Below are 21,825 nucleotides of genomic sequence, written 5' to 3'. Positions count from 1 at the left end.
GATCAGATTTCGGTCAATTCAGGCTTCGCCGGCGTTACCAGCGCGTCGTCGACCGGCGGCGGGGTACGGTTCGGCGCTTCGTTCTCGTCGGCAATCTGGGCCAGGCGTTCCCGCGCCTCCTGGGCTTCGCGCTGCCTGTTCCACATACTGGCATAAAGTCCGCCCGATGCCAAAAGCTGCGTGTGCGTGCCGCGTTCGGCGATGCGGCCCTGATCCAGCACGATGATTTCGTCGGCGCCCACGATGGTGGACAGCCGGTGTGCGATCACCAGCGAGGTGCGGTTGCGCGACACCCGCTCCAGCGCATCCTGGATTTCCTGCTCGGTATGGCTGTCGAGCGCCGAGGTGGCCTCGTCGAGCACCAGGATCGGCGGCGCCTTCAGCACCGTGCGCGCGATCGCGACGCGCTGCTTCTCGCCGCCCGACAGTTTCAGGCCGCGCTCGCCGACCTGGGTCTCATACCCCTTCGGCGACATCTTGATGAAACCGTCGATCTGCGCCAGCCGCGCCGCCTCCTCCACCTCGGCATCGCTGGCGTCCCAGCGGCCGTAGCGAATGTTGTAGCGGATGGTGTCGTTGAACAGCACGGTGTCCTGCGGCACCATGCCGATCGAGGCCCGCAGCGTCGACTGCGTAACCTGCTTGATATCCTGACCGTCGATCAGGATCTTGCCGCCGGAGACGTCGTAGAGCCGGAACAACAGCCGCGAGATGGTCGATTTGCCGGCGCCGGAAGGGCCGACGATCGCCACCGTCTTGCCGGCCGGCACCTCGAAGCTGAGACCCTTGAGAATCTGGCGGTCGGGATCGTAGGAAAACCTCACGTCGTCGAAACGCACATTGCCCGACGTCACGATCAGCGGCTTTGCGCCGGGAACATCCTTGATCTCGGGATTGCGCGACAGCACGCCGAACATCTTCTCGATGTCGATCACCGCCTGCTTGATCTCGCGGTAGACCATGCCCATGAAATTCAGCGGCTGGTACAGCTGGATCATCATGGCGTTGACCATGACGAAATCGCCGACCGTGTTGGTGCCGTTGCGCACCCCGATCGCGCACATCAGCATGGTCGCGGTGAGGCCGGCGGTGAAGATGATCGCCTGCCCGGTATTGAGAACCGCCAGCGAGGTATAGGTCTTCACGCTGTTGCGCTCGTAGCCTTCCATCGAACGGTCGTAGCGGCTGGCCTCGCGCTGCTCGGCGCTGAAATACTTCACCGTCTCGTAGTTCAGGAGCGAGTCGATCGCCTTGGTGTTGGCCTCGGTGTCGGACTCGTTCATCTTGCGGCGGATCTCGATCCGCCATTCGGTCGCGACGTAGGTGTAATACATGTAGATCACGACCATGATCAGCGTGACCAGCACGTAACGCCAGTCGAACTGCCACAGCAGCACCGCCATCAGCAGCGAAACCTCGACGATGGTCGGCACCAGTTGCAGGATCACCATCCGCACGATGACTTCGATGCCGGAGCGGCCGCGCTCCAGCACCCGCGTCAGCCCGCCCGTCTTGCGCTCCAGGTGAAAACGCAGCGACAGTTCGTGCATGTGGACGAAGGTGAGATAGGCGAGCTTGCGCACCGCATGCATCGCCACCCGCGCGAAAATTCCGTCGCGCCACTGGGTCAGCACTGCCATCAGCACGCGCAAGCCGCCATAGCTTGCCGTCATGATCAGGGGCGAAGCGATCAGCCACAGCGTCCAGTTCGACGCCTGCACCGGCGCGGTATCGGCGCCGGTCAGCGCATCGATCGCCCATTTGAAGGTGAACGGCACCGTCAGCGTTGCGAGCTTCGCTGCAAGCAGCAGCACCATCGACCAGACCACGCGGGTCTTCAGGTCGGCGCGGTCGCCGGGCCAGATATACGGCCACAGATGCGCCAGCGTCCCCATCAGGGAAGCCTGTTCGACGGACTTGTCGGGAGAAGCCGGCGCTTCGGCGGCGCCGTGGCGCGAATCAGCGTGGGCCATCAAGCAAGACCTGAGGCAAAATGCTGCGCCGACCCGCTGTCAGGCCTGATTTTCGGTTCGTTGACATGCTGCGTCATATAGAGAGTTTGCGCGCCGCGTGCACCCTCAAGGGCAGCAAATCTTTGGCGATTTCCCCCATTTACCGGACGATTCAATCGCCTTTGTGAATCCGCCAGGGTTGACGCCCCTACGTTGCAGTGCCACATGGCCAATATGACCACGATCAAAACCGTTTGTGTCTATTGCGGCTCCGGCCCCGGCACAAACCCCCGCTTCGTCGAAGCCGCCATCGCCTTTGGAAAGACCCTCGCCGAGGACGGGATCCGCCTCGTTTATGGCGGTGGCTCGATCGGGCTGATGGGCGCTGTGGCGAAGTCCGTGCTCGATCACGGCGGCGCGGTGACCGGCATCATTCCCGAGTTCCTGACGGCCCGCGAAAACGCGCTCAAGCGCGTACAGGAACTGATCGTCACGCCCGACATGCACGAACGCAAGCGGCTGATGTTCGAGCACTCCGACGCCTTCGTGGCGCTGCCCGGCGGCATCGGCACGCTGGAGGAGCTGGTGGAGCAACTGACCTGGCAACAGCTCGGCCGCCACACCAAGCCAGTGCTGCTCGCCAATATCGACGGCTTCTGGGAACCGCTGCTGGCCCTGCTCGCGCATATGCGCGAAACCGAATTCATCCGGCCCAGTTTGCAGGTCGATATTCTGAAAGCCGAACGGGTCGAGGACATCCTGCCGCGGCTGCGCGCCGCCGCCGCGCGCGCGCCTGAAGGCGCCGAGGGAATGACGCCCGAACTGGCAACCAAACTCTAGAGCCTATCCAGCATCGTCTTTGGGAAACGTCACCGCCTCGATTCGATTGCCGTCGGGATCGATAACGAACGCCGCGTAATATCTCACGCGATCGTGCGGCCGCAGCCCCGGCGCGCCGTCGGAACGGCCGCCGGCATTGAGGGCCACGGCGTGAAATACATCGACTTGACGAATTGATTTCGCGCGCAAGCAGATATGGGTCCCACTGCCAGGCTCAACCGGCTTCATCCCGGCGCGCAGATTGATCCAGAACTCAGGATAGGTCTTGCCGAAACCGATGGTCGCGGGCCGTGTCACCAGCCGCGACAGGCCGAGCGGCTTCAGTAAGGCTTCATAGAATCGCGCGGATCGGTCGAGGTCGCTGACGCCGACGGAAATGTGATCGATCATGGACGCCCCTCCAATCTCTCAGCCGTCATTGCGAGGAGCCCTTGCGACGAAGCAATCCATTCTTTCTTACCGCCCAAGCCGTAAGATGGATTGCTTCGCACATCGGGCGGCGCTTCGCGCCGACCCGTTGGCTCGCAATGACGGTCACACCGGCGCGCCTGATTTCACCAGCTTGTAGACCACCGAATCCATCAGCGCCTGGAACGAGGCGTCGATGATGTTGGACGATACACCGATCGTGGTCCAGCGCTCGCCCGCCTCGTCCTCGCTCTCGATCAGCACCCGCGTCACCGCTTCGGTGCCGCCATTGAGGATACGGACGCGGTAGTCGATCAGCTTCAGGCCCTCGATGTATTTCTGGTATTTGCCGAGGTCCTTGCGCAGCGCGACGTCGAGCGCGTTGACCGGGCCATTGCCTTCGGCGGCCGAGATCAGGTGTTCGCCGGCGACGTCGACCTTGACCACCGCCAGCGCCACCGTGACGCGCTGGCCGTTGGCGTTGTAGCGCTGCTCGACATTGACGTCGAACTGCTCGACCCGGAAATATTCCGCCACCTTGCCGAGCGTGCGCCGCGCCAGCAGGTCGAACGAGGCGTTGGCGGACTCGTAGGCATAGCCGGCGGCTTCGCGCTCCTTCAACTCCTCGACCAGCCGCGCCAGTTTCGGATCGCTCTTCTCGTAGGCGATGCCGGCGCGATCGAGCTCGGCGATGACGTTGGAACGGCCGGCCTGATCGGACACCAGCACCTTGCGGTGATTGCCGACCAGTTCAGGCAACACATGCTCGTAGGTGTGCGGATCCTTCAGCACTGCGGAAGCATGGATGCCGGTCTTGGTCACGAAGGCGCTTTCGCCGACATACGGCGCGTGGCGGTTCGGCGCGCGGTTGAGCATGTCGTCGAGCGTCCGCGACACCTTCATCAGGGTCGCCATCCTGTCGGCGGAAACGCCGATCTCGAAGGCGTCGGCAAATTCGGATTTCAGCCGCAGCGTCGGGATCAGCGAGCACAGATTGGCGTTGCCGCAGCGCTCGCCGAGGCCGTTCAGCGTGCCCTGGATCTGCCGTACGCCCGCGCGCACCGCGGCCAGCGAATTCGCCACCGCCTGCTCGGTGTCGTTGTGGGCGTGAATGCCGAGGTGATCGCCGGGTATCTGTTTTATCACTTCGGTCACGATGGTTTCGACCTCATGCGGCATGGTGCCGCCATTGGTGTCGCACAGCACCACCCAGCGCGCGCCGGAATCGTAAGCGGCCTTGGCGCAGGCCAGCGCGAACTCGGCGTTCTCCTTGTAGCCGTCGAAAAAATGCTCGCAGTCGAGCATGACCTCGCGGCCGGCGGATTTTGCCGCCTTCACGCTGTCGCGGATCGAGGCGAGATTTTCCTCGTTGGTGGTCTCCAGCGCCACCCGCACCTGGTAGGCCGACGCTTTCGCGACGAAGCAGATCGCATCCGCCTTGGCTTCCAGCAGCCCCGCCAAACCTGGATCGTTCGAGGCCGAGCGGCCGGGACGCCGCGTCATGCCGAACGCGGTGAAGCTCGCATGTTCGAGCTTCGGCTTCTCGGCGAAGAATTCGGTGTCGGTCGGATTGGCGCCGGGATAGCCGCCCTCGACATAGTCGATGCCGAGCTCGTCGAGCATGCCGGCGATCAGCTGCTTGTCATGCAGCGTGAAATCGACGCCGTTGGTCTGCGCGCCGTCGCGCAGCGTGGTGTCGAACAGATAGAGGCGTTCGCGGCTCATGTGGGCACTCCTGATGCAGCGCCCTCGCCAAGCGTCTTCTGCATCGTGGTGTTGGCCAGCCACTCGCCGTTGACGGTCACGGTGTTGCGCTGCTTGCCGATGTAACCGCGTTTGAGGAAAAATTCCGACGCGTTGTCGCTGGCGTCGACCGTCAGGCTTTTCGCGCCGCGGCCGCCGGCGATTTTTTCCAGCGCCTCGCACAGCATTTTGGCGACGCCCTGCCCGACCGCACCGGGATGAACGAACAGCATGTCGATATGATCGGCGCCCTTCAGCGAGGCAAATCCGACCGGCGAATTCTGGATCGTGGCGATCAGCGTGAGTTCACCGGCCAGCCGCTTGCCGAATTGCTCTTCGTCGTCGGCGGCGCTGGCCCACGCCTGCTGCTGCGCCTCGCTGTAATCGTCGCCGGTCAATTCCTCGATGGCGGCGACGAAGATCGCCGCCAGCACAGGTGTGTCCTGGCTGAGAAACGGCCGCAACGCGGGTTTGGGCAGTGCCTGTCCCATCGTGATATTCACCACATCCCGTAGAGCTTCAGGACCAGCGCCACCGCGCCGGCAATCAGCAAAATCTTCAGCGCGATATAATAGAGCCAGTGCTTCGGAAACGGCGTGTCGGGCTTGCTCATCGGGCGATCTCCCATGTGGTGCCTTCCCTGGAATCCTTGATCACGACGCCCATGGCCGCCAGTTCGTCGCGGATCCGATCGGACTCCTTGAAGTCCTTGCGGGCGCGGGCGGCGGTGCGGTTCGAAATCAGATCATCAATTTGCCTGGCGTCGACGCCGCTCGCCTGCTGCTTCCGGCCCTTCCATTCCGCAGCACTCTCGGACAGGAAGCCGAGCAGCCGCAGCGTGGCGGCGAACTCGCCGCGATCGCGTTCGCTTCCGGAGGCCGCGACATTGCGCAGGCCGTGCAGTGCCGCGATCATCTGCGGCGTGTTCAGGTCATCGGAAAGCGCATCGATCACGGCATCGGACGGCCGGTCGGCCCTGGCATCGGCGGCAATCTCGTACCAGTCATCCAGCGTCTTCGCGCTCTCTTCGAGGGCCTTCGAGGTCCAGTCGATCGGCGAACGGTAATGCGTCTTCAGCATGTTGAGGCGCAGCACCTCGCCCGGCCAATCCGCCAGGGATTCCCGGATGGTGATGAAGTTGCCGAGACTCTTCGACATCTTCTCGCTCTCGACCTGCAGGAAGCCGTTGTGCATCCAGACATTGGCCATGCGATCGCTGTGAAACGCGCAGGCGCTTTGCGCCAGTTCGTTCTCGTGATGCGGGAACACCAGATCGATGCCGCCGCCATGGATGTCGAACTGCTCGCCGAGATGCTTCCACGCCATCGCCGAGCACTCGATGTGCCAGCCCGGCCGGCCCGGCACGGAAATGCCAGACGGCGACGGCCATGACGGCTCGCCGGGCTTGGCGGGTTTCCACAGCACGAAGTCGGTAGAGTCGCGCTTGTAGGGCGCGACATCGACGCGGGCGCCGGCGATCATCTCGTCCAGCGAGCGGTTGGCGAGCGCGCCGTAGCGCGGCAATACCGAGTTCGCGGCATTCATCGCCTGCGGCGAGAACAGCACATGGTCTTCAGCGACGTAGGCAAAACCGCCCTGCACCAGTTTCTCGATGATGGTGCGCATCTCGGCGATGTGCTCGGTGGCGCGCGGCTCCACCGTCGGGCGCAGCGCACCCAGCGCATCGACGTCGTCGTGAAACTGCTTTTCGGTCAGCTCCGTGACCTTTCGGATCGCCTCGTTCAGCGGCAGGCCGGGAAAATCCCGCGCCGCGCGGTCGTTGATCTTGTCGTCGACGTCGGTGATGTTGCGAACATAGGTGACGTGCGCCTCGCCGTAGAGATGCCGCAGCAGCCGGAACAGCACATCGAACACGATGACCGGGCGCGCATTGCCGATATGGGCGAAGTCGTAGACCGTCGGCCCGCAGACATACATGCGCACGTTGGAGGGATCGAGCGGCGTGAACGGCCGCTTCTCCTTGGTCAAGGTATCGTAGAGTCGCAATTGCATGGATATCCCGTCCGTTGCGGCCGGGCGTCCAGTGATCTCGTGTGAGAAAAGACGGCCTCAGCCAGCGAATCGCTAGCTCATAATCTCGCGGCAAATGCTGCAGATGGCGAGGTGGCCGTTCATGAAACTACCATGGGGCAGCCCGGGGGACGGCGTCAAGGGCTTACCAAGCACTTGCCAAGGGCCTTGCAAAGGTCCGATTCGGCCGCCAAACGGCCCGACCGCCATGGTTAATCATTCTTAACCTTTTGGGTTTATTCCAGTCCGGACAATTACGGGCGCTCCCTCTCATTTCCCTGGTGCAGCATGCGATTTCCGACAGCTATTTTGACCTGTATGTCCCTGCTCGCCGCGACCGCCGCATGGGCCGACAGCCGGGTTTTCATCATCGCCAACCAGGCCGACGGCTACGGCGTCGACCAGTGCCTCGCCAGGGGCGAAAAATGCGGCGCCCACGCCGCCCGCTCCTACTGCCAGTCGCGGGATTTCGCCCAGGCGGTGTCGTACCGGCGGGTTGATCCCGATGAAGTGACAGGCTCGATTCCGAAAGCCGCCGGCGACAATTGCAACCATGCCGGCTGCAACGAATACGTCGCTATCACCTGCCAGCGCTGACGCCGTTCTGTCGAGGCTTGCAGGCACCTCCGCCACACCGGCGCCCCGGAAACGACGTGACGCTGCCCCGAGAAGCAGGTATGTGGGGCCGCATCGGCCAGGTTTTTTGGCCTGCTATCATGGCTGGATATGGCTGACACGTTGAATACCCCCTCCTCCCGCTGGATCTTGCGCTGGACCTTGGCCTGCGCCGCGCTGCTTGGCGCGGTGGTCCTGAGCACTGGCGCCTTTGCACAGATGAATCCGGGGCCGCCGCCCCCGCAGGGCGGCGTGGCGGTCAACCCGGTATGCCCCAGGCTGGAATCGCAACTGGCGACCATCGACCGCGGTGGCGGCGGTGGGGATCCGGCCAAGGAAGAGCAAATCCGCCGCTATCAGGAAGCCGCTTCCAAGCAGCAGGGCGAACTCGATCGCGTCACCTCGCAGGCCAAGCGGATGGGCTGCGACAGCTCCGGTTTCTTCTCGCTGTTCTCGGGCCAGTCGGCGCAATGCGGTCCGGTCAACAACCAGATCCAGCAGATGCGCGGCAATCTCGATCAGATCACCACCAGCCTCGAGCGGTTGCGCGGCGGCGGCTTCGGTGGCGCCGAACGCGAAAACCAGCGCCGCTCGGTGCTGGCAGCGCTGGCCCAGAACAATTGCGGACCGCAATACGCCAATGCCGCGCGCGGCGGCGGGCCCGGCGGTTTTCTGGACAATCTGTTCGGAAACAACAACAACGCGCCCGGCGGCGACCTCGGTCCGCAATCCGGAACCTACCGGACGGTCTGCGTCCGTACCTGCGACGGCGCCTATTTCCCGGTTTCGTTCGCCACCGTCCCGGCCCGGTTTCCGGACGACGAGCGGAGCTGCAAGGCGCTTTGCCCGGCGACGGAAGCCACCCTGTTCGCCTACCGCAACCCCGGCGAGGACATCAACCAGGCGGTCTCGATCACCGGCCAGCCCTATTCCACCCTGCCCAATGCGTTCAAGTTCCGCACCGAATTCAATGCGGCCTGCGGCTGCAAGGCGGTCGGACAGACCTGGTCCGACGCGCTGAAAACCATCGACGACAAGGCCACCGCCGAACAGGGTGACATCATCGTCACCGAAGAGAGCGCGAAGAAGATGGCGCGGCCACCCGCACCGAAGGCAGTCCCTGCCAAGAAGGGCGCGACGACGGCCACTGCGCCGGCAGCCCCGGCTCCCGAACCGGCGCCGCCGCCAGCAGATGCAGCGGGTGCTGCCAAGGACAAGCCGATCCGCTCGGTCGGTCCGACCTTCATCCCGACCAATCCACCGCCGGCACGCTGAGGCGACTTGCATTTGAACGGCTTATCCTCGCCGTCGGGCGCGCATTCGCGCGACCCGTTGGCGATGCTCCTCACGAATTCCGACCTCATCCTGAGGAGCCGCGCGCGCTTCGCGCGGCGTCTCGAAGGATGGCAGCAGGCGATGTGCCAGATGGTTCGAGACGCGCGCCCGGCAGCGCAAGGGCGCTGCCGAACGCGCTCCTCACCATGAGGGAGTTGTGCGCTACCCCTCGAACGCTTCGGCCGATCCGCGGGTTGCGCGCGACACCAGGGTCTCGTCGGGTGCCGGCAGCGACTTTCCGGTGTCGCGGAATTTGTTGGTGATGGGGTAGCGGCGATCGCGGCCAAAGTTCTTCTGCGTCACCTTGACGCCCGGCGCGGCCTGCCGCCGTTTGTATTCGGCGATGTTGAGCAGCCGGTCGATCCGCGTCACGACAGCGGGATCAAACCCGGCGGCGATGATGTCGACCAGCGGCTGCTCGCGCTCGACCAGCCGTTCCAGAATGCCGTCGAGCATGTCGTAGGGCGGCAGCGAATCCTGGTCGGTCTGGTTGTCGCGCAGCTCCGCCGTCGGCGGCCGCGTGATGATGTTGACCGGTATCACTTCGCCTGACGGCCCGAGCGCGCCATCCGGCTTCCATACATTGCGCAGAGACGAGAGCCGGAACACCTCGGTCTTGTAGATGTCCTTGATCGGATTGAAGCCGCCATTCATGTCGCCGTAGAGCGTGGCGTAGCCGACCGACATTTCCGACTTGTTGCCGGTGGTGACCACCATGGCGCCGGTCTTGTTGGAGATCGCCATCAGCAGCGTGCCGCGGGTGCGCGCCTGCAAATTCTCTTCGGTGATATCGCGCGGCAGGCCGGCAAACGTGCCGGACAGGATCTTTTCAAAGCCGTTCACGGCGTCGGCGATCGGCAGCACCTCGTAACGGAAGCCGAGGGCATCGGCGAGTTTCGCCGCGTCGTCGAGCGAGACCTGTGCGGTGAAACGAAACGGCAGCATGATGCCGCGCACGCGCCCGGCACCGAGCGCATCGACCGCGATCGCGGCGCACAGCGCCGAATCGATGCCGCCGGAAACGCCGAGCAGCACGCCGGGAAATCCGTTCTTGCCGACATAGTCGCGCAGGCCGAGCACGCAGGCGGCATAGTCGCCCTTGTCGCCGTCGACGATCGGCGCCACAGGCCCTGTGCAGCGCCAGCCGGCGTCGGTCTTGCGCCAAAGCAAGGTCGTGATGTTCTCCACGAACGCCGGCAATTGCGCCGCGACCGAGAGATCGGCATTCAGCGCGAACGAGGCGCCGTCGAATACCAGCTCGTCCTGGCCGCCGATCTGGTTGAGATAGACCAGCGGCAGCCCGCTTTCGGTGACGCGGGCGACCGCGATCGACAGCCGCAAATCATTCTTGTCGCGGGCATAGGGCGAGCCGTTCGGCACCACCAGGATTTCCGCGCCGGTCTCGGCGAGGCATTCGACCACGTTCTCGTAGTCCTCGGACTCCTCGAGCCAGATGTCCTCGCAAATGGGAACGCCGACCCGGATGCCGCGGATCGTCACCGGGCCCGCGGCTGGGCCGCGCGCGAACAGGCGCTTCTCGTCGAACACGCCGTAATTCGGCAGATTGGCCTTGAACCTGAGAGCAGCGATGCGCCCGCCATCCAGCAATGCGCAGGCATTGTAGAGCTTGCCGTCCTCGACCCAGGGCGTGCCGATCAGCACCGCCGGACCGCCGTCGGCGGTCTCGCGCGCCAGTTCCTCGACCGCCGCGCGGCAGGCCGCCTGGAACGCCGGCTTCAGCACCAGATCTTCCGGCGGATAGCCGGTGATGAACAATTCCGGCAGCACCAGCAGATCGCCGCCGTCGGCCCTGGCCTGCGCGCGGGCGGCGCGCGCCTTGACGGCGTTGCCGGCGACGTCGCCTACCGTTGGATTCAGCTGCGCCAGGGTGATCTTGAATTGAATAGCAGGTTCAGTCATGGAGCGATGGTGCACTGCGTACGGTCAAACTGCAATTGCATGGTTTCGTCTGGAAAAACAACGACGCCGGCGACTTTGAGGCGTCAGGCAGCCGGCTATCGGAGCTTTCGAAGCCGAAAGTGGGCGCTGCGGGCATACTGAAGCGTCTCGCCGAGCCACTTCTGAATGGGCTAGTCAGCTAAATGACTTACCAGCTCAGGCTGACGCCGCCGCGAACCATCGCCACTTCATTGGTGAAGCGCGTGCGATAGTTGAGACCCGGGATCCCGAAGGCATCATTGGTATTCACCGTGCCGTCCGGGAACTTCATCCACAGGCCCTCGACGCGGGCGGACCACTGGCGGTTGAACTTGTACTCAACGCCGCCGCCGACCACTCCCGCGGTTCGAACGCCCTGGTCCTTGGCCAGCACGCCCAGGATCACCGGGTCGCTGCGCGTATTGGAAATGTCGGCGACCGCCAGTCCTCCGGTCACATACAGAAGGAGGTTGGAAAAGGTGACGCCCACGCGGCCCCGGAACGTCGAAAGCCAGCGAATTTCGGTGGTGAACGTTTCCGCGGTGGGAGCGAAAGCAGGACCGTAAATGGCCGACGCACGACGGCTCGGCGAGCTGATGTCAGCTTCCACGCCAAAGACCGCCTGGCCGGCTTGCCAATTATAGCCCGCGTGAGCGCTCACGAAAGCGGAGGTGTCGGACAGAGATCCGTCGAAGCCCACGAAGCCGGGCACTTCCTCTCTCGACGAAGCCTTGTGAAAGTACCCGCCGACGTCGAGGCCGATATAGGGACCGGACCAGATCGAGATCGGCTGAGGGGCCAAGGCGGGTGCCTTGGTCACAAGATCGGCCGCGCCGGCAGTCAGAGCCAACGACAGCCACGACACCGACGACAACAAGCCCGTGGCGATCTTGCGCATTTTCATTCCCCAAAAAAGGTGTGCGCAGTATAGCGTCAGACGCCCGGTACTGCTGTACCAAAAATGCTACACTCACGAAGTGTGTTGCTCCCAAAAACTACCGTTTGCCAGTGTCTGCCGATCGAGCTTTCCCATGGCGTTGCGAGGCAGTTTTGGCGCCCGCAGAATTCGCGCGGGGACCTGCTCCGGGGGTATCCAGCGCCCACAGCACTCGCGCAGGGCTTGATCGCTCACCGATGCATCGGCAACGACCGCGATGCGCAGTTGCTCGATGCCCATTTCATCCAGTTCGCTGAAGACCCCCGCTTCGGCAACCCCGGGGCAGGCTTGCAGTGCCGCTTCCAGGGTTTCCGGATTGATTTTGTCGCCACCGAGATTGATCACCGATGTCTCCCGGCCGCCGATCAGCAGCAGGCCCTCGGAGGTCAAAACCCCGGTGTCGCCAGGGTAAAACCAGCCGTCCCTGAAGGATTGTCCATCGTTCATCCCGACGTAGTTCGACGCCATGCAATCGGTTCGAATGCGGATGCGACCTTCCTGCCCAGCGGGCAGCACGGCTTCCGACGCGGTGACTATCTGAACGGTGGCCCCAGGCAAAACGTATCCGACGGCCTTGGACTGATTTTGCAGCATGTGCGCAGGCGCTATCGCAACCATGCTGGTTTCGGTCGAACCATAAAGCGACATGAGGTTGGGACATAGCCTCGCCCTCACGGACTTGGCCAGATGAGGCGAGAGCAGACTCCCCGCACTCACGACGATTCGGAAAGTGGAGCCGAATTTCGGGGATTGCTCGTAGTAATGCAAAAATTCCGCGAGTCCTGACGGCGAAGCGATCATCGCCTGGACACCATACAGACCAAAAGCCTGCATGGTCTGCGAAGCGTCCGCTCCTCTCCAGACGAGCGTTCCGCCTCGCAGCAACGAATGGATCAAAAAAAGAAAGCCGAGCGAGGTGCTGACGCCGAGATCGCAGAAGATGCGCTCGCAAATCGGCATCGCGTTGCCGAAGGCAAAATTGTGGAGCGCCACGCGGTCCAGGATCATGCGATTCGTCAGGGCGACGCACTTCGCATTCCCTGTCGTACCGGAAGTGAGAATGAGCCGTCGGGGCGTGTCGGAGGCGACCTCAGGGCGTATTGTCGATACCGCGTCACCCGCGAGCCAGCTTTGATCCGCTACCAGCACTGTAGCTACGCCCGGAAACGCGATAGCGCGGTCGGAAATGGCAGCCGTCACGCTTACTCCGGCGGGAATCTGCGCGCTGCGAACCGACAAAGTCGCCATGCCGGCGAAAGTTAAACCAAGGATCAAAGCGGAATGCAGAATCGGATCGTCGCAATACAGCGCTACGGTCGCGCCGCGGCTCAGTCCACGTTGCTTGGCGTTCGCCGCGACGTTGTAGATGAAACGCTCCAGCCTTCCATAGCTGACGACGTTCAATGATGTGCCGGGAGCACACAGCGCGGGCAATGCGGGATTGCTGCGGCACTGAAACAGGATCGCGTCCACGAAGTCCAAATGGCTGCCTTCAAATTTGCCTTCAATGCCACAGTTTCGCATCGACAAGGCAGCCAAACAAGCCGGGACTGGCGACCGGCTGTCTCAATTCAAATCACGCCTATGCGCTCAGCGATGGCGAACAGCCAGAACAGCCCGGCCATGACCAGTGCGACGCCGACCGCCGCGGAGCCCATGTCCTTGACCCGGCCGATCTGCGGATCGTGGTCGGTGGTGAGCCGGTCGGCGAGTTTTTCGATCGCGGTGTTGAGCAGTTCCACCACCAGCACCATGACGACGGCGGCGACCATCTCGACGCTGCGCATGGTGGTGACGCCGATCAGCCACGCCAGCGGCAACGCCAGCGCCAGCGCCACCAGTTCCTCGCGGATCGCCGCTTCGGAGCGGATGGCAAAGGCGAGGCCGTTGCGCGTATTGATGGTGGCCCGCCAGAACCGCAGCAATGCTACAGCCCCGCTGCGGCCGGCATCGGCTGCGCCTTGCTGGCGCGCTCCTGCTTGAGCAGTTCGGCGATCAGGAACGCCATGTCGATCGACTGCTCGGCATTGAGCCGGGGATCGCACACCGTGTGATAGCGGTCCGAGAGATCCTCATGGCTGATGGCGCGCGCGCCGCCGACGCATTCGGTGACGTCCTGCCCGGTCATTTCCAGATGCACGCCGCCGGCGTGGGTGCCCTCCGCCGCGTGGATCGTGAAGAACGATTTTACCTCGGACAGGATGCGGTCGAACGGACGGGTCTTGTAACCGGAGTTGGAGGCGATGGTGTTGCCATGCATCGGATCGCACGACCACACCACGGAGCGGCCCTCGCGCTGCACCGCGCGGATCAGCGCCGGCAGGTGATCGGCGATCTTGTCGGAGCCGAAGCGGTTGATCAGGGTCAGGCGCCCGGGCTCGTTGTCCGGATTGAGGACGTCGATCAGCTTCAGCAGTTCATCCGGCTTCAGCGACGGGCCGCACTTCAGGCCGATCGGATTCTTGATGCCGCGGAAATATTCGACATGGCCGTGATCGAGCTGGCGGGTGCGGTCGCCGATCCAGATCATGTGGCCCGAGGTGGCGTACCAGTCGCCGGTCATGGAATCGACCCGCGTGAACGCCTGCTCGTAGCCGAGCAGCAGCGCCTCGTGGCTGGTGTAGAAATCGGTGGCGCGCAGCTCCGGGTGGCTTTCCAAATCGAGCCCGCAGGCGCGCATGAAATTCAGCGCGTCGGAGATGCGGTCGGCCAGCTCCTTGTAACGGCGCGACTGCGGCGAATCCTTCAGGAAGCCGAGCATCCACTGATGCACGCTACCGAGATTGGCAAAGCCGCCGGTGGCGAAGGCGCGCAGCAGGTTCAGCGTCGCCGCCGATTGCCGGTACGCCATCAGCTGGCGCTGCGGATCGGGGACGCGCGCCTCCGGCGTGAACGCGATGTCGTTGACGATGTCGCCGCGGTAGCTCGGCAGCGAGACGTCGCCGATTTTCTCCATCGGCGAGGAGCGCGGTTTGGCGAACTGTCCGGCGATGCGGCCGACCTTCACCACCGGCACCGCGCCGGCATAGGTCAGGACCACGGCCATCTGCAGCAGCACGCGGAAGAAATCGCGGATGTTGTTGGCGCCGTGCTCGGCAAAACTTTCGGCACAGTCGCCGCCCTGCAGCAGGAAGGCCTCGCCTTTGGCGACGCGCGCCAGCTGCTTTTTCAGGTTGCGGGCCTCGCCGGCAAACACCAGCGGCGGAAACGTCGCCAGCTGCGCCTCGACATCGGCCAATGCCTTGGCATCGGGATATTCGGGGATCTGCAGGCTTGGCTTGGCGCGCCAGCTATCGGGTGTCCACCGCTCGGACATGGCGTTAACTCCTGAACAAAAACCGCTACTTATGGCAGGCAGCGAAGGGCCGGGTTATACACAGGCTGATGAAGAACCGCTAGAGCTCGGTGACTTTCACGGAAAGTCATCGAGCTCTATCCTTTTGTTTGCGCATGATCTTTTCGGAAAACCGGGACCACTTTTCCGGATCATGCGGCTGGAATTCAACCTGTCGATACAACCCCTTGCGGCAAAAGCTGAATTCGCATTTGGTGTCGGAACTTGCGAAAGCGGAAGAGGAAACACGGGTTGGCCGAGGCTGCGCTGGACGACGTTTTCATCGACGACATCACCTTCCCGGCGACCGACGGGTATCAGCTGGGGGCCACGCTGTTCCTGCCGCGGGGGGCGAAGCGCCATGCCGTCCTGATCAATTCGGCCACGGCGACGCCGCGCCGGATCTACAAGGGGTTCGCCGGCTATCTGGCGCGGCGCGGCTGCGCGGTGCTGACCTATGACTATCGCGGCACCGGCGATTCCAGGCAGAAGGCGATGGTCGGCTACAACCAGCTGAAGCCGCTGGTCGGCTTCAAGGCCACGATGTCGGACTGGGCCGCGCTCGACGCCGCCGCCGCGGTGGCCTGGATGCGCGAGCGCTACAAGACCCTGCCGCTGAATTATGTCGGCCATTCCTTCGGCGGCCAGGCGCTGGGACTGCTCCCCAACAACAGCGAGATATCCCGCGCCCTCTTCATCGCGGCACAGGCCGGCTACTGGAAACTGATGGCCTCGCCCGAGCGCTATCGCGTCTACGCCATGCTGAATTTCGTCGGCCTGCCGCTGACAAAACTGCTCGGTTATGCGCCGGGCTGGAGCGGCCTCGGCCAGGACCTGCCGAAGGGCGTGTTCGAGCAATGGGTCGGCTGGGTCATGAGCGAGCGCTATCTGTTCACCGATCCCAAGCTGCCGGGCCTGTCGAATTTCGAGAACTACAAGGGCGCGCTGCGCGCGCTGTGCCTTGCCGACGATCCCTGGGCAACGCGGCCGGCGGTCGGACTGCTGTGTTCGGGGTTTTCCGCGATCGAGCCGGAAATTCTCACCGTCACGCCCGCCGATGCCGGCGTCGGCAAAATCGGTCATTTCGGTTTCTTCCGCCCCGAACACCGCGACACGCTGTGGCGCGGTGCGGCGGAATGGATCCAGGCATGACCTCGTCCTGCCCGTCCGTCACCCGTTGAACCTTTTCTCTCCTGCACAGACCGATATGTACCGGGGGATTGCACTATCCGGATTTGGCGCAGCGTCACCAGGCAATATTGGGCCTGGTGGCGCTGTTGCGTTATTGGCCCTGTTCAAAGGCTGCCAATGTTAGAACGAATTCGCCAGCTCGATTTCCGCCTTCAGCGCCAGGATCCGCCGCTCGGCTTCCTGCGCGGTCAGGTTCTTCTCGAACAGTTTCGGCTGGTAAGCCTCCGCGCTGAGGGTGCGCAGGGTCGCCAGCTGACGGGGCGTCATCGGGGCGTCGATCTGGTCGGGTAGACGGGTCATCGGGAACTCCAAAGATGCTCAAAAGATTTTTGGGCCGGCTGCAAATCTTAACTTGAAGTTTGTTCTTATTTTGTTCTCTATGGAGGTCAACCCCACGAGGCCCCCCCAATGAACAACAAGCTTAACGAAATCCGCAGAAAAATCAGGTTCTTACGCCAGGAAATGCTGAGCGCCGAGGCCACCATCCGCCAACAGGTCAACGCGGACGAGGACTGTTCCGAGGCCTCGATGCAGCTGATGGCGATGCGCGTGGTCATGCTCGGCCTGATCGCCGAGCGGAACCGGCTCGGCGGCGAGGAGCGGCTGATGGACGTCGATGAGCGGCTGAGGTTGGACACCCGCGCCGTCAGCCGAAAGCCCCTGAAAGGCGCGCTCGGCCGCCGTGCGCGATGATCCCCTGCAGTGGAAGATCCAGACCCTGCGCGGGCAGCTCGTCGAGCTGGGCTCGGCGATCCGCCAAGCTCAATCAGTCCGGCCTGGACAGCGCGACCGCGCAGCTCCTGCTCTCGCGCAAGCGGGCGGAGTTGGAAGACCTGATCAAGAGAGGCCGCGCCGATGCCAGAACCACTCAAGTGGTACGACCACAACACGGATAACCCGCCCTGGATCAAGGCTCTGGCGGAGGTCCGGCACCGGGCCTGCCGCGAGGGCTGGTGCTACCACCATGTGCAGGCGATCATCGTCTCGATCGACCAGTACGCGGAAGCGGCGCTGGGTAACCGGGATTATTTTCTGAACAAGCCGCATGGCATTGGCGGCGGGAGAAAGGGTGAAGTGGCGTAGGGCGGAGGTTGTTAGCGACGGGATCGGTTCATTGCAGATGTACCGCGGTGTGACGGATTAATTCTCTTCCCTCCCCTACTCCGCCGCTTCCCGCACATACCTCGCGCTCACCGTCCGCATCGTCACCAGTTCTTCCGCTGCGGTCGGATGCAGCGCCATGGTGGCGTCGAAATCGGCCTTGGTGGCCTTCATCCTCACGGCGATGCCGAGCACCTGGACCATTTCGGCGGCGCCGTCGCCGACGATGTGGCAGCCGACGACGCGATCCGTCGTGCCGTCGACCACCAGCTTCATCAGTACGCGGGTGTCGCGGCCGGACATCGTCGCCTTCATCGGGCGGAAACTGGTCTTGTAGATATCGACATGGCTGAATTTGGCGCGGGCCTCGGTTTCGGTGAGGCCGACGGTGCCGACCTCGGGCTGGGAAAACACCGCGGTCGGAATATTGCTGTGATCGACCTCGACGGTGCGCTGGCCGAACACCGCGTCGGCGAAGGCGTGGCCCTCGCGGATCGCAACCGGCGTGAGGTTGGTGCGATGGGTGACGTCGCCGATGGCGTAGATCGACGGCACCGAGGTTTTGGAAAAACTGTCGACGGCGATGCCGCCGTTTTTGGGATTGATGGCGACGCCGGTGGTTTCCAGCCCGAGATTGGCGACGGCGGGATGCCGGCCGATCGCGAACATCACCTGGTCGGAGGCGATGCTGGAACCGTTGGACAGATGGGTGGTGAATTCGCTGCCGTGCTTGTCGACCCTGGCAACGGTGCAGCCGGTGAGAATGGCGATGCCGTTTTTCTCCATCTCGGCGCGGACATGGGTACGGACATCCTCATCGAAACCGCGCAAGATGTTGTCGCCGCGATAGATCAGCGTCACGTCGGAACCAAAACCGGCGAAGATGCAGGCGAATTCCAGCGCGATGTAGCCGCCGCCCTGGATCACGATGCGCTTCGGCAATTGCGGCAGATGAAACACTTCGTTGGACGAGATCACGTGCTCGATGCCGGGAATCCCGGCGCCGTGATTGGGCGCGCCGCCGGTGGCGATCAGCACGTATTTCGCCGTGACGGTCTCGCCGGTCGAGAGCCGCAGCGTATTCGGGCCCTCGAATACCGCCCGGGCCTTGACCACGCGGGCGCCGGATTTTTCGACGTTGGTGGTGTAGGCCGCTTCCAGCCGGGCGATCTCGCGGTCCTTGTTGGCGATCAAGGTCGGCCAGTCGAAGGTCGCGGAGGGGATGGTCCAGCCGAAGCCGGCGGCGTCCTCGATCTCGTGCTGGATGTGCGAGGCGTAGACCAGAAGTTTTTTCGGCACGCAGCCGCGAATCACGCAGGTGCCGCCCATGCGGTATTCTTCGGCGATCATCACTTTGGCGCCATGGCCGGCGGCGATCCGGGCGGCGCGCACCCCGCCGGACCCTCCTCCGATCACGAACAGATCGACGTCGAACTCAGCCATGGCAACCTCGATTTCGGCGCCAGTCGCATCGCCCTCTCCCCTTGTGGGAGAGGGCATCGCCGGCGTCAGCAACAAACTCACTTGGGTGAGGGGTTGCTTCAGCGAACCGATTGTCCGCGGAGAGAACCCCTCATCCGGCGGCCTGCGGCCGCCACCTTCTCCCACAAGGGGAGAAGGGAAGATTCAGATCTGCTTGCCGCGCTTGCGCATCTCGGTGCGGAATTCGCCGTTGACGACTTCCGAGAAATTCTGCGCCCAGCCGTTCATGTAGGACATGCTGAACTGAATGGCGCGGGGCTCGGCCGCCAACAGCTTCTGGCCGAGCGGCGACTTGTAGAAGGTGACGAGATCCTTCAATTCCTGCTCGGAAAACTCGTTGGTGTAGATGTTGGCCATGCCGTCGCCGATTTCCTTCTCGCGGCCGGCGAGCTTCTGGGCGACGATCACGGCGACCTCGTTGAGGTCTTTCTGGTAGTTCAGGTTGTTTTGCAGCAGCACGTTCTTGGTCTGCTCGACGAGATTGGGAACGGCGCTGGCGTACATCGCGCCGGCGTTCTTCAGCGCCAGGATTTCCTTGGCGGCGGCCAACGCGGCCGGCGAGCCCTGCTTGAGCGGCACGGCCGACGCAGCCGGCGCCGGCTGCTTCTGCTGCGCTACGGCCGGAACGCTTGATACCGCCAGTCCGAGAGCGAGGCTCAAGGCCAGGCTCGCGCCCGACAAAATCTTCGAAACAAGTTTCATTCCAACTCTCCTGAGATTGCGGCGTCAGCGCCGTTCAATTACGCGAATTCCCTGGGCGCCCGCCAGAACGGCAAGGTTGGCAAGGCCGATGAACAGCCCGTGCTCGACAACACCGGGTATGGCGGTCAGCAACCCCGCCAGAAGCGGCGCATCGGTGATTTGCCCCAGATGGGCATCGACAATGCAGTGGCCGCCATCGGTGACAAAAACGTGGCCGTCCTTGCCCTTTCGCAGCACCATGTGCCCGGAATTGCCCGTTTGCGCAAATGCCCCGGCCATGGCGCGCTGCGTCGCGGCCAGGCCGAACGGAATGACCTCGACGGGGAGCGGAAAACGGCCGAGAACATCGACCCATTTGGTGTCGTCGGCGATCACGATCATGCGATCGGACGCGGTGGCCACGATCTTTTCGCGCAGCAGCGCGCCGCCGCCGCCCTTGATCAGGTTGAGCGCGGCATCGATCTCGTCGGCGCCGTCGACGGTGAGGTCGAGCCGGTCGACGTCGTCGAGCGTGGTCAGGGGCACGCCGCATTGCTCGGCCTGGACGCGGGTCGCCTCCGAGGTCGGCACGCCCACCACCTTCAATCCGGCGCGGACCTTTTCGCCGAGCAGGTCGACAAAATGCCGGGCGGTCGAACCGGTGCCGAGGCCGAGCTTCATGCCGTCCCGCACATGCTCGAGCGCACGCGCCGCCGCCTGCCGCTTCAAATCGTCCATATTCACGCGCAATGCCCTCGGGAACCGGTGTTGCGGGGCATCTTTAGCGTCGTTTTTCCGCAAGGAACAGGGCGATATGGGGGCTCCGGCGCCTTTACCGCCGAGGGGCTTGCACGATCGCCCCCGGACCGATAGCGATTTTCGCATGACCGCTCCCCGCATTGTTGTATTCGATCTCGACGGCACGCTGGTGGATACCGCGCCCGACCTGATCAACGCGCTCAATTTCGTGCTCGACCGCGAGGGCGTTCCGCCGGTGCCGCTGCATGCCGCGCGCAACCTGATCGGCGCGGGTGCCCGCAGGATGATCGAACGCGGCCTGGAGGTGGACGGCCGCATCATGTCCGTTCAGGACATCGACCGCATGTTTCGGGATTTCATCGATTACTACGCCGCCCATATCGCCGACGCCTCGCGGCCGTTCGAGGGCCTCGAGAGCGCGCTCGACGAATTGTCCGCGCGCGGATTTCATTTCGCGGTCTGCACCAACAAGCTGGAGGGGCTGTCGAAGCTGCTGCTCGACCAGCTCGGCCTGAGTTCGCGGTTTGCCGCGATCTGCGGCGCCGACACGTTCGGGGTTGCAAAACCCGATCCCGTGATCCTGCGCGAGACAGTGGCGCGCGCCGGCGGGCTCATCGCCGGGGCGATCATGGTGGGGGATGCCGGTCCGGATATCGGGGTTGCCCGCCGCGCCGGGATTCCGGTGATCGGCGTTGAATTCGGCTTCACCGAGGTGCCGATCGCCGATCTCAAACCGGACCTGTTGATCAGCCACATGCGCCATTTGCCGGACGCCGTCGAACGCCTGGCGGCGCCCCGGAACTTACCATAAGATACTGATAGTATTGTTAAATATAAGAATTAACCATTTCTTAACGATTCCGCCCGGCATGGTTGCGCCGATATCCTGACGCTCCTAAGGTCGGCGCGGGGATTGTGGCGGTCAGCCGCAATAGAGTGGCCGATATGCGTCGTGTTGTCGTAATTGCGGTTGCCGGGGCCAGCCTGGCCGGGTGTTCCTCGTTGCCCTCCTCGTTTTCCATGGACGCCTTCAAGTCGGCGCCGCCCACCGTGCAGGTCCAGCTCGATTCGATTCCGTCAGGCGCCGACGCCAAGACGTCGGTGGGACCGGGCTGCAAAACGCCCTGCTCCGTCGCGGTTCCCGCGGTCGATGGCGGTTTCACCGTCACCTACACGCTGAACAAGTTCCTGCCGGCCACCGTCCCGGTGCAGGTCATCAATCTCCCCGGCGATTTCTCGACACCGGCCTCGACCACGATCGATCCGAATCCGGTCGTCGCGGAACTGCAGCCCGCGGGGCCGCCGCCCAAGCCGGTTCGCAAGCGGCCGCCCAAGCCGAAACAGCCGAAGCCGGCAGCGGCCGCGCCCGCGGCATCGCCGTTCCCGCCCCCGCCCCCGCCAGCCCCCCGCTGAAGCGCGTGGGCTGCACCTGAACAGGTGCGGATTGTACTGCTGCCGCAACCTGCCTAGATTGCGAG

General features: G+C 63.7%; 22 protein-coding genes. 8 read left to right on the top strand and 14 right to left on the bottom strand.

Annotation, left to right across the window (positions count from 1 at the left end; translation table 11 throughout):
- Positions 1–2: 2 nt before the first annotated feature.
- Positions 3–1,973 (bottom strand): ABC transporter ATP-binding protein/permease, encoded by a 1,971-nt coding sequence (locus Q7T45_RS11875; RefSeq protein WP_304870903.1) that lies wholly within the window; start codon positions 1,971–1,973, stop codon positions 3–5.
- A 213-nt stretch (positions 1,974–2,186) separates the two neighbouring features.
- Here Q7T45_RS11875 and Q7T45_RS11870 point away from each other — a divergent pair, with 213 nt between their 5' ends.
- Positions 2,187–2,792 (top strand): TIGR00730 family Rossman fold protein, encoded by a 606-nt coding sequence (locus Q7T45_RS11870; protein WP_304870949.1) that lies wholly within the window; start codon positions 2,187–2,189, stop codon positions 2,790–2,792.
- Between the two features lie 3 nt (positions 2,793–2,795).
- Here the strand turns inward: Q7T45_RS11870 and Q7T45_RS11865 are convergent, their stop codons facing one another.
- The 4 genes from Q7T45_RS11865 to cysS form a co-directional block, all read right to left on the bottom strand.
- Positions 2,796–3,182, bottom strand: coding sequence for a VOC family protein (locus Q7T45_RS11865; RefSeq protein ID WP_304870902.1), 387 nt, complete (start codon positions 3,180–3,182; stop codon positions 2,796–2,798).
- Positions 3,183–3,326: 144 nt separating this feature from the next.
- Positions 3,327–4,925 (bottom strand): citramalate synthase, encoded by a 1,599-nt coding sequence (gene cimA / locus Q7T45_RS11860; RefSeq protein WP_304870900.1) that lies wholly within the window; start codon positions 4,923–4,925, stop codon positions 3,327–3,329.
- Positions 4,922–5,434: a GNAT family N-acetyltransferase gene (locus tag Q7T45_RS11855; RefSeq protein WP_304870898.1), complete on the bottom strand. Its 513-nt coding sequence runs from the start codon at positions 5,432–5,434 to the stop codon at positions 4,922–4,924. The genes cimA and Q7T45_RS11855 overlap by 4 nt, the downstream gene beginning before the upstream one ends.
- A gap of 118 nt (positions 5,435–5,552) precedes the next feature.
- Positions 5,553–6,956 (bottom strand): cysteine--tRNA ligase, encoded by a 1,404-nt coding sequence (gene cysS, locus Q7T45_RS11850; RefSeq protein WP_304870896.1) that lies wholly within the window; start codon positions 6,954–6,956, stop codon positions 5,553–5,555.
- Between the two features lie 306 nt (positions 6,957–7,262).
- Here cysS and Q7T45_RS11845 point away from each other — a divergent pair, with 306 nt between their 5' ends.
- Both Q7T45_RS11845 and Q7T45_RS11840 read left to right on the top strand, forming a co-directional pair.
- Positions 7,263–7,571, top strand: coding sequence for a hypothetical protein (locus Q7T45_RS11845; RefSeq protein ID WP_304870894.1), 309 nt, complete (start codon positions 7,263–7,265; stop codon positions 7,569–7,571).
- Between the two features lie 129 nt (positions 7,572–7,700).
- Positions 7,701–8,864 carry a DUF2865 domain-containing protein gene (locus tag Q7T45_RS11840; protein ID WP_304870893.1) on the top strand — a complete coding sequence of 388 codons (1,164 nt, stop codon included), beginning with the start codon at positions 7,701–7,703 and terminating at the stop codon, positions 8,862–8,864.
- A gap of 222 nt (positions 8,865–9,086) precedes the next feature.
- Here Q7T45_RS11840 and Q7T45_RS11835 read toward each other — a convergent pair whose 3' ends face one another.
- The 5 genes from Q7T45_RS11835 to Q7T45_RS11815 form a co-directional block, all read right to left on the bottom strand.
- Positions 9,087–10,844, bottom strand: coding sequence for an NAD+ synthase (locus Q7T45_RS11835; protein WP_304870892.1), 1,758 nt, complete (start codon positions 10,842–10,844; stop codon positions 9,087–9,089).
- A gap of 187 nt (positions 10,845–11,031) precedes the next feature.
- Positions 11,032–11,760 carry an outer membrane protein gene (locus Q7T45_RS11830; protein WP_304870891.1) on the bottom strand — a complete coding sequence of 243 codons (729 nt, stop codon included), beginning with the start codon at positions 11,758–11,760 and terminating at the stop codon, positions 11,032–11,034.
- Between the two features lie 72 nt (positions 11,761–11,832).
- Positions 11,833–13,323 (bottom strand): class I adenylate-forming enzyme family protein, encoded by a 1,491-nt coding sequence (locus Q7T45_RS11825; RefSeq protein WP_304870889.1) that lies wholly within the window; start codon positions 13,321–13,323, stop codon positions 11,833–11,835.
- A gap of 47 nt (positions 13,324–13,370) precedes the next feature.
- Complete coding sequence (locus tag Q7T45_RS11820; protein WP_304870887.1) at positions 13,371–13,724, bottom strand: diacylglycerol kinase; 354 nt, start codon at positions 13,722–13,724, stop codon at positions 13,371–13,373.
- Between the two features lie 2 nt (positions 13,725–13,726).
- Positions 13,727–15,115: a class II 3-deoxy-7-phosphoheptulonate synthase gene (locus Q7T45_RS11815; protein ID WP_304870885.1), complete on the bottom strand. Its 1,389-nt coding sequence runs from the start codon at positions 15,113–15,115 to the stop codon at positions 13,727–13,729.
- A 270-nt stretch (positions 15,116–15,385) separates the two neighbouring features.
- Between Q7T45_RS11815 and Q7T45_RS11810 the strand changes: the two genes are divergently transcribed.
- Positions 15,386–16,285, top strand: coding sequence for an alpha/beta fold hydrolase (locus Q7T45_RS11810; protein WP_304870883.1), 900 nt, complete (start codon positions 15,386–15,388; stop codon positions 16,283–16,285).
- A gap of 159 nt (positions 16,286–16,444) precedes the next feature.
- Here Q7T45_RS11810 and Q7T45_RS11805 read toward each other — a convergent pair whose 3' ends face one another.
- Positions 16,445–16,624, bottom strand: a complete 180-nt coding sequence (locus Q7T45_RS11805; RefSeq protein WP_304740485.1) for a DUF3072 domain-containing protein — start codon at positions 16,622–16,624, stop codon at positions 16,445–16,447.
- A gap of 108 nt (positions 16,625–16,732) precedes the next feature.
- Between Q7T45_RS11805 and Q7T45_RS11800 the strand changes: the two genes are divergently transcribed.
- Both Q7T45_RS11800 and Q7T45_RS11795 read left to right on the top strand, forming a co-directional pair.
- Positions 16,733–17,017, top strand: coding sequence for a hypothetical protein (locus Q7T45_RS11800; protein ID WP_304870881.1), 285 nt, complete (start codon positions 16,733–16,735; stop codon positions 17,015–17,017).
- A gap of 162 nt (positions 17,018–17,179) precedes the next feature.
- A complete protein-coding gene (locus Q7T45_RS11795; protein WP_304870879.1) occupies positions 17,180–17,407 on the top strand; it encodes a hypothetical protein in 228 nt (75 codons plus the stop codon).
- 75 nt (positions 17,408–17,482) lie between these two features.
- On the opposite strand, the gene gor is transcribed toward Q7T45_RS11795, so the two are convergent.
- The 3 genes from gor to rpiA all read right to left on the bottom strand — a co-directional run bounded on the left by gor (position 17,483) and on the right by rpiA (position 20,332).
- On the bottom strand, positions 17,483–18,868 hold the full coding sequence (gene gor, locus Q7T45_RS11790; RefSeq protein WP_304870878.1) for a glutathione-disulfide reductase: 1,386 nt from the start codon (positions 18,866–18,868) through the stop codon (positions 17,483–17,485).
- A gap of 183 nt (positions 18,869–19,051) precedes the next feature.
- Positions 19,052–19,609: a DUF2059 domain-containing protein gene (locus Q7T45_RS11785; protein ID WP_304870876.1), complete on the bottom strand. Its 558-nt coding sequence runs from the start codon at positions 19,607–19,609 to the stop codon at positions 19,052–19,054.
- Positions 19,610–19,633: 24 nt separating this feature from the next.
- Positions 19,634–20,332, bottom strand: coding sequence for a ribose-5-phosphate isomerase RpiA (gene rpiA / locus Q7T45_RS11780; RefSeq protein ID WP_304870874.1), 699 nt, complete (start codon positions 20,330–20,332; stop codon positions 19,634–19,636).
- 139 nt (positions 20,333–20,471) lie between these two features.
- Here rpiA and Q7T45_RS11775 point away from each other — a divergent pair, with 139 nt between their 5' ends.
- Positions 20,472–21,158 (top strand): HAD hydrolase-like protein, encoded by a 687-nt coding sequence (locus Q7T45_RS11775; protein WP_304870872.1) that lies wholly within the window; start codon positions 20,472–20,474, stop codon positions 21,156–21,158.
- Between the two features lie 134 nt (positions 21,159–21,292).
- Positions 21,293–21,760 carry a hypothetical protein gene (locus tag Q7T45_RS11770; RefSeq protein WP_304870871.1) on the top strand — a complete coding sequence of 156 codons (468 nt, stop codon included), beginning with the start codon at positions 21,293–21,295 and terminating at the stop codon, positions 21,758–21,760.
- The last annotated feature ends 65 nt before the right edge of the window (positions 21,761–21,825 follow it).

The organism is Bradyrhizobium sp. (genome assembly GCF_030646015.1).
In the GTDB taxonomy this organism is placed as follows: Bacteria; Pseudomonadota; Alphaproteobacteria; order Rhizobiales; family Xanthobacteraceae; genus Bradyrhizobium.
The sequence above is the reverse complement of the archived record's forward strand: the minus strand, read 5'-3'. Positions and strand labels throughout refer to the sequence as shown.

Excerpts from the sequence above, each read along its gene's own strand:
- Q7T45_RS11875 (WP_304870903.1), bottom strand. The coding sequence starts at position 1,973 with ATGGCCCACGCTGATTCGCGCCACGGCGCCGCCGAAGCGCCGGCTTCT.
- Q7T45_RS11870 (WP_304870949.1), top strand. The coding sequence starts at position 2,187 with ATGACCACGATCAAAACCGTTTGTGTCTATTGCGGCTCCGGCCCCGGC.
- Q7T45_RS11865 (WP_304870902.1), bottom strand. The coding sequence starts at position 3,182 with ATGATCGATCACATTTCCGTCGGCGTCAGCGACCTCGACCGATCCGCG.
- cimA (WP_304870900.1), bottom strand. The coding sequence starts at position 4,925 with ATGAGCCGCGAACGCCTCTATCTGTTCGACACCACGCTGCGCGACGGC.
- Q7T45_RS11855 (WP_304870898.1), bottom strand. The coding sequence starts at position 5,434 with ATGGGACAGGCACTGCCCAAACCCGCGTTGCGGCCGTTTCTCAGCCAG.
- cysS (WP_304870896.1), bottom strand. The coding sequence starts at position 6,956 with ATGCAATTGCGACTCTACGATACCTTGACCAAGGAGAAGCGGCCGTTC.
- Q7T45_RS11845 (WP_304870894.1), top strand. The coding sequence starts at position 7,263 with ATGCGATTTCCGACAGCTATTTTGACCTGTATGTCCCTGCTCGCCGCG.
- Q7T45_RS11840 (WP_304870893.1), top strand. The coding sequence starts at position 7,701 with ATGGCTGACACGTTGAATACCCCCTCCTCCCGCTGGATCTTGCGCTGG.
- Q7T45_RS11835 (WP_304870892.1), bottom strand. The coding sequence starts at position 10,844 with ATGACTGAACCTGCTATTCAATTCAAGATCACCCTGGCGCAGCTGAAT.
- Q7T45_RS11830 (WP_304870891.1), bottom strand. The coding sequence starts at position 11,760 with ATGCGCAAGATCGCCACGGGCTTGTTGTCGTCGGTGTCGTGGCTGTCG.
- Q7T45_RS11825 (WP_304870889.1), bottom strand. The coding sequence starts at position 13,323 with ATGCGAAACTGTGGCATTGAAGGCAAATTTGAAGGCAGCCATTTGGAC.
- Q7T45_RS11815 (WP_304870885.1), bottom strand. The coding sequence starts at position 15,115 with ATGTCCGAGCGGTGGACACCCGATAGCTGGCGCGCCAAGCCAAGCCTG.
- Q7T45_RS11805 (WP_304740485.1), bottom strand. The coding sequence starts at position 16,624 with ATGACCCGTCTACCCGACCAGATCGACGCCCCGATGACGCCCCGTCAG.
- Q7T45_RS11800 (WP_304870881.1), top strand. The coding sequence starts at position 16,733 with ATGAACAACAAGCTTAACGAAATCCGCAGAAAAATCAGGTTCTTACGC.
- Q7T45_RS11795 (WP_304870879.1), top strand. The coding sequence starts at position 17,180 with ATGCCAGAACCACTCAAGTGGTACGACCACAACACGGATAACCCGCCC.
- gor (WP_304870878.1), bottom strand. The coding sequence starts at position 18,868 with ATGGCTGAGTTCGACGTCGATCTGTTCGTGATCGGAGGAGGGTCCGGC.
- Q7T45_RS11785 (WP_304870876.1), bottom strand. The coding sequence starts at position 19,609 with ATGAAACTTGTTTCGAAGATTTTGTCGGGCGCGAGCCTGGCCTTGAGC.
- Q7T45_RS11775 (WP_304870872.1), top strand. The coding sequence starts at position 20,472 with ATGACCGCTCCCCGCATTGTTGTATTCGATCTCGACGGCACGCTGGTG.
- Q7T45_RS11770 (WP_304870871.1), top strand. The coding sequence starts at position 21,293 with ATGCGTCGTGTTGTCGTAATTGCGGTTGCCGGGGCCAGCCTGGCCGGG.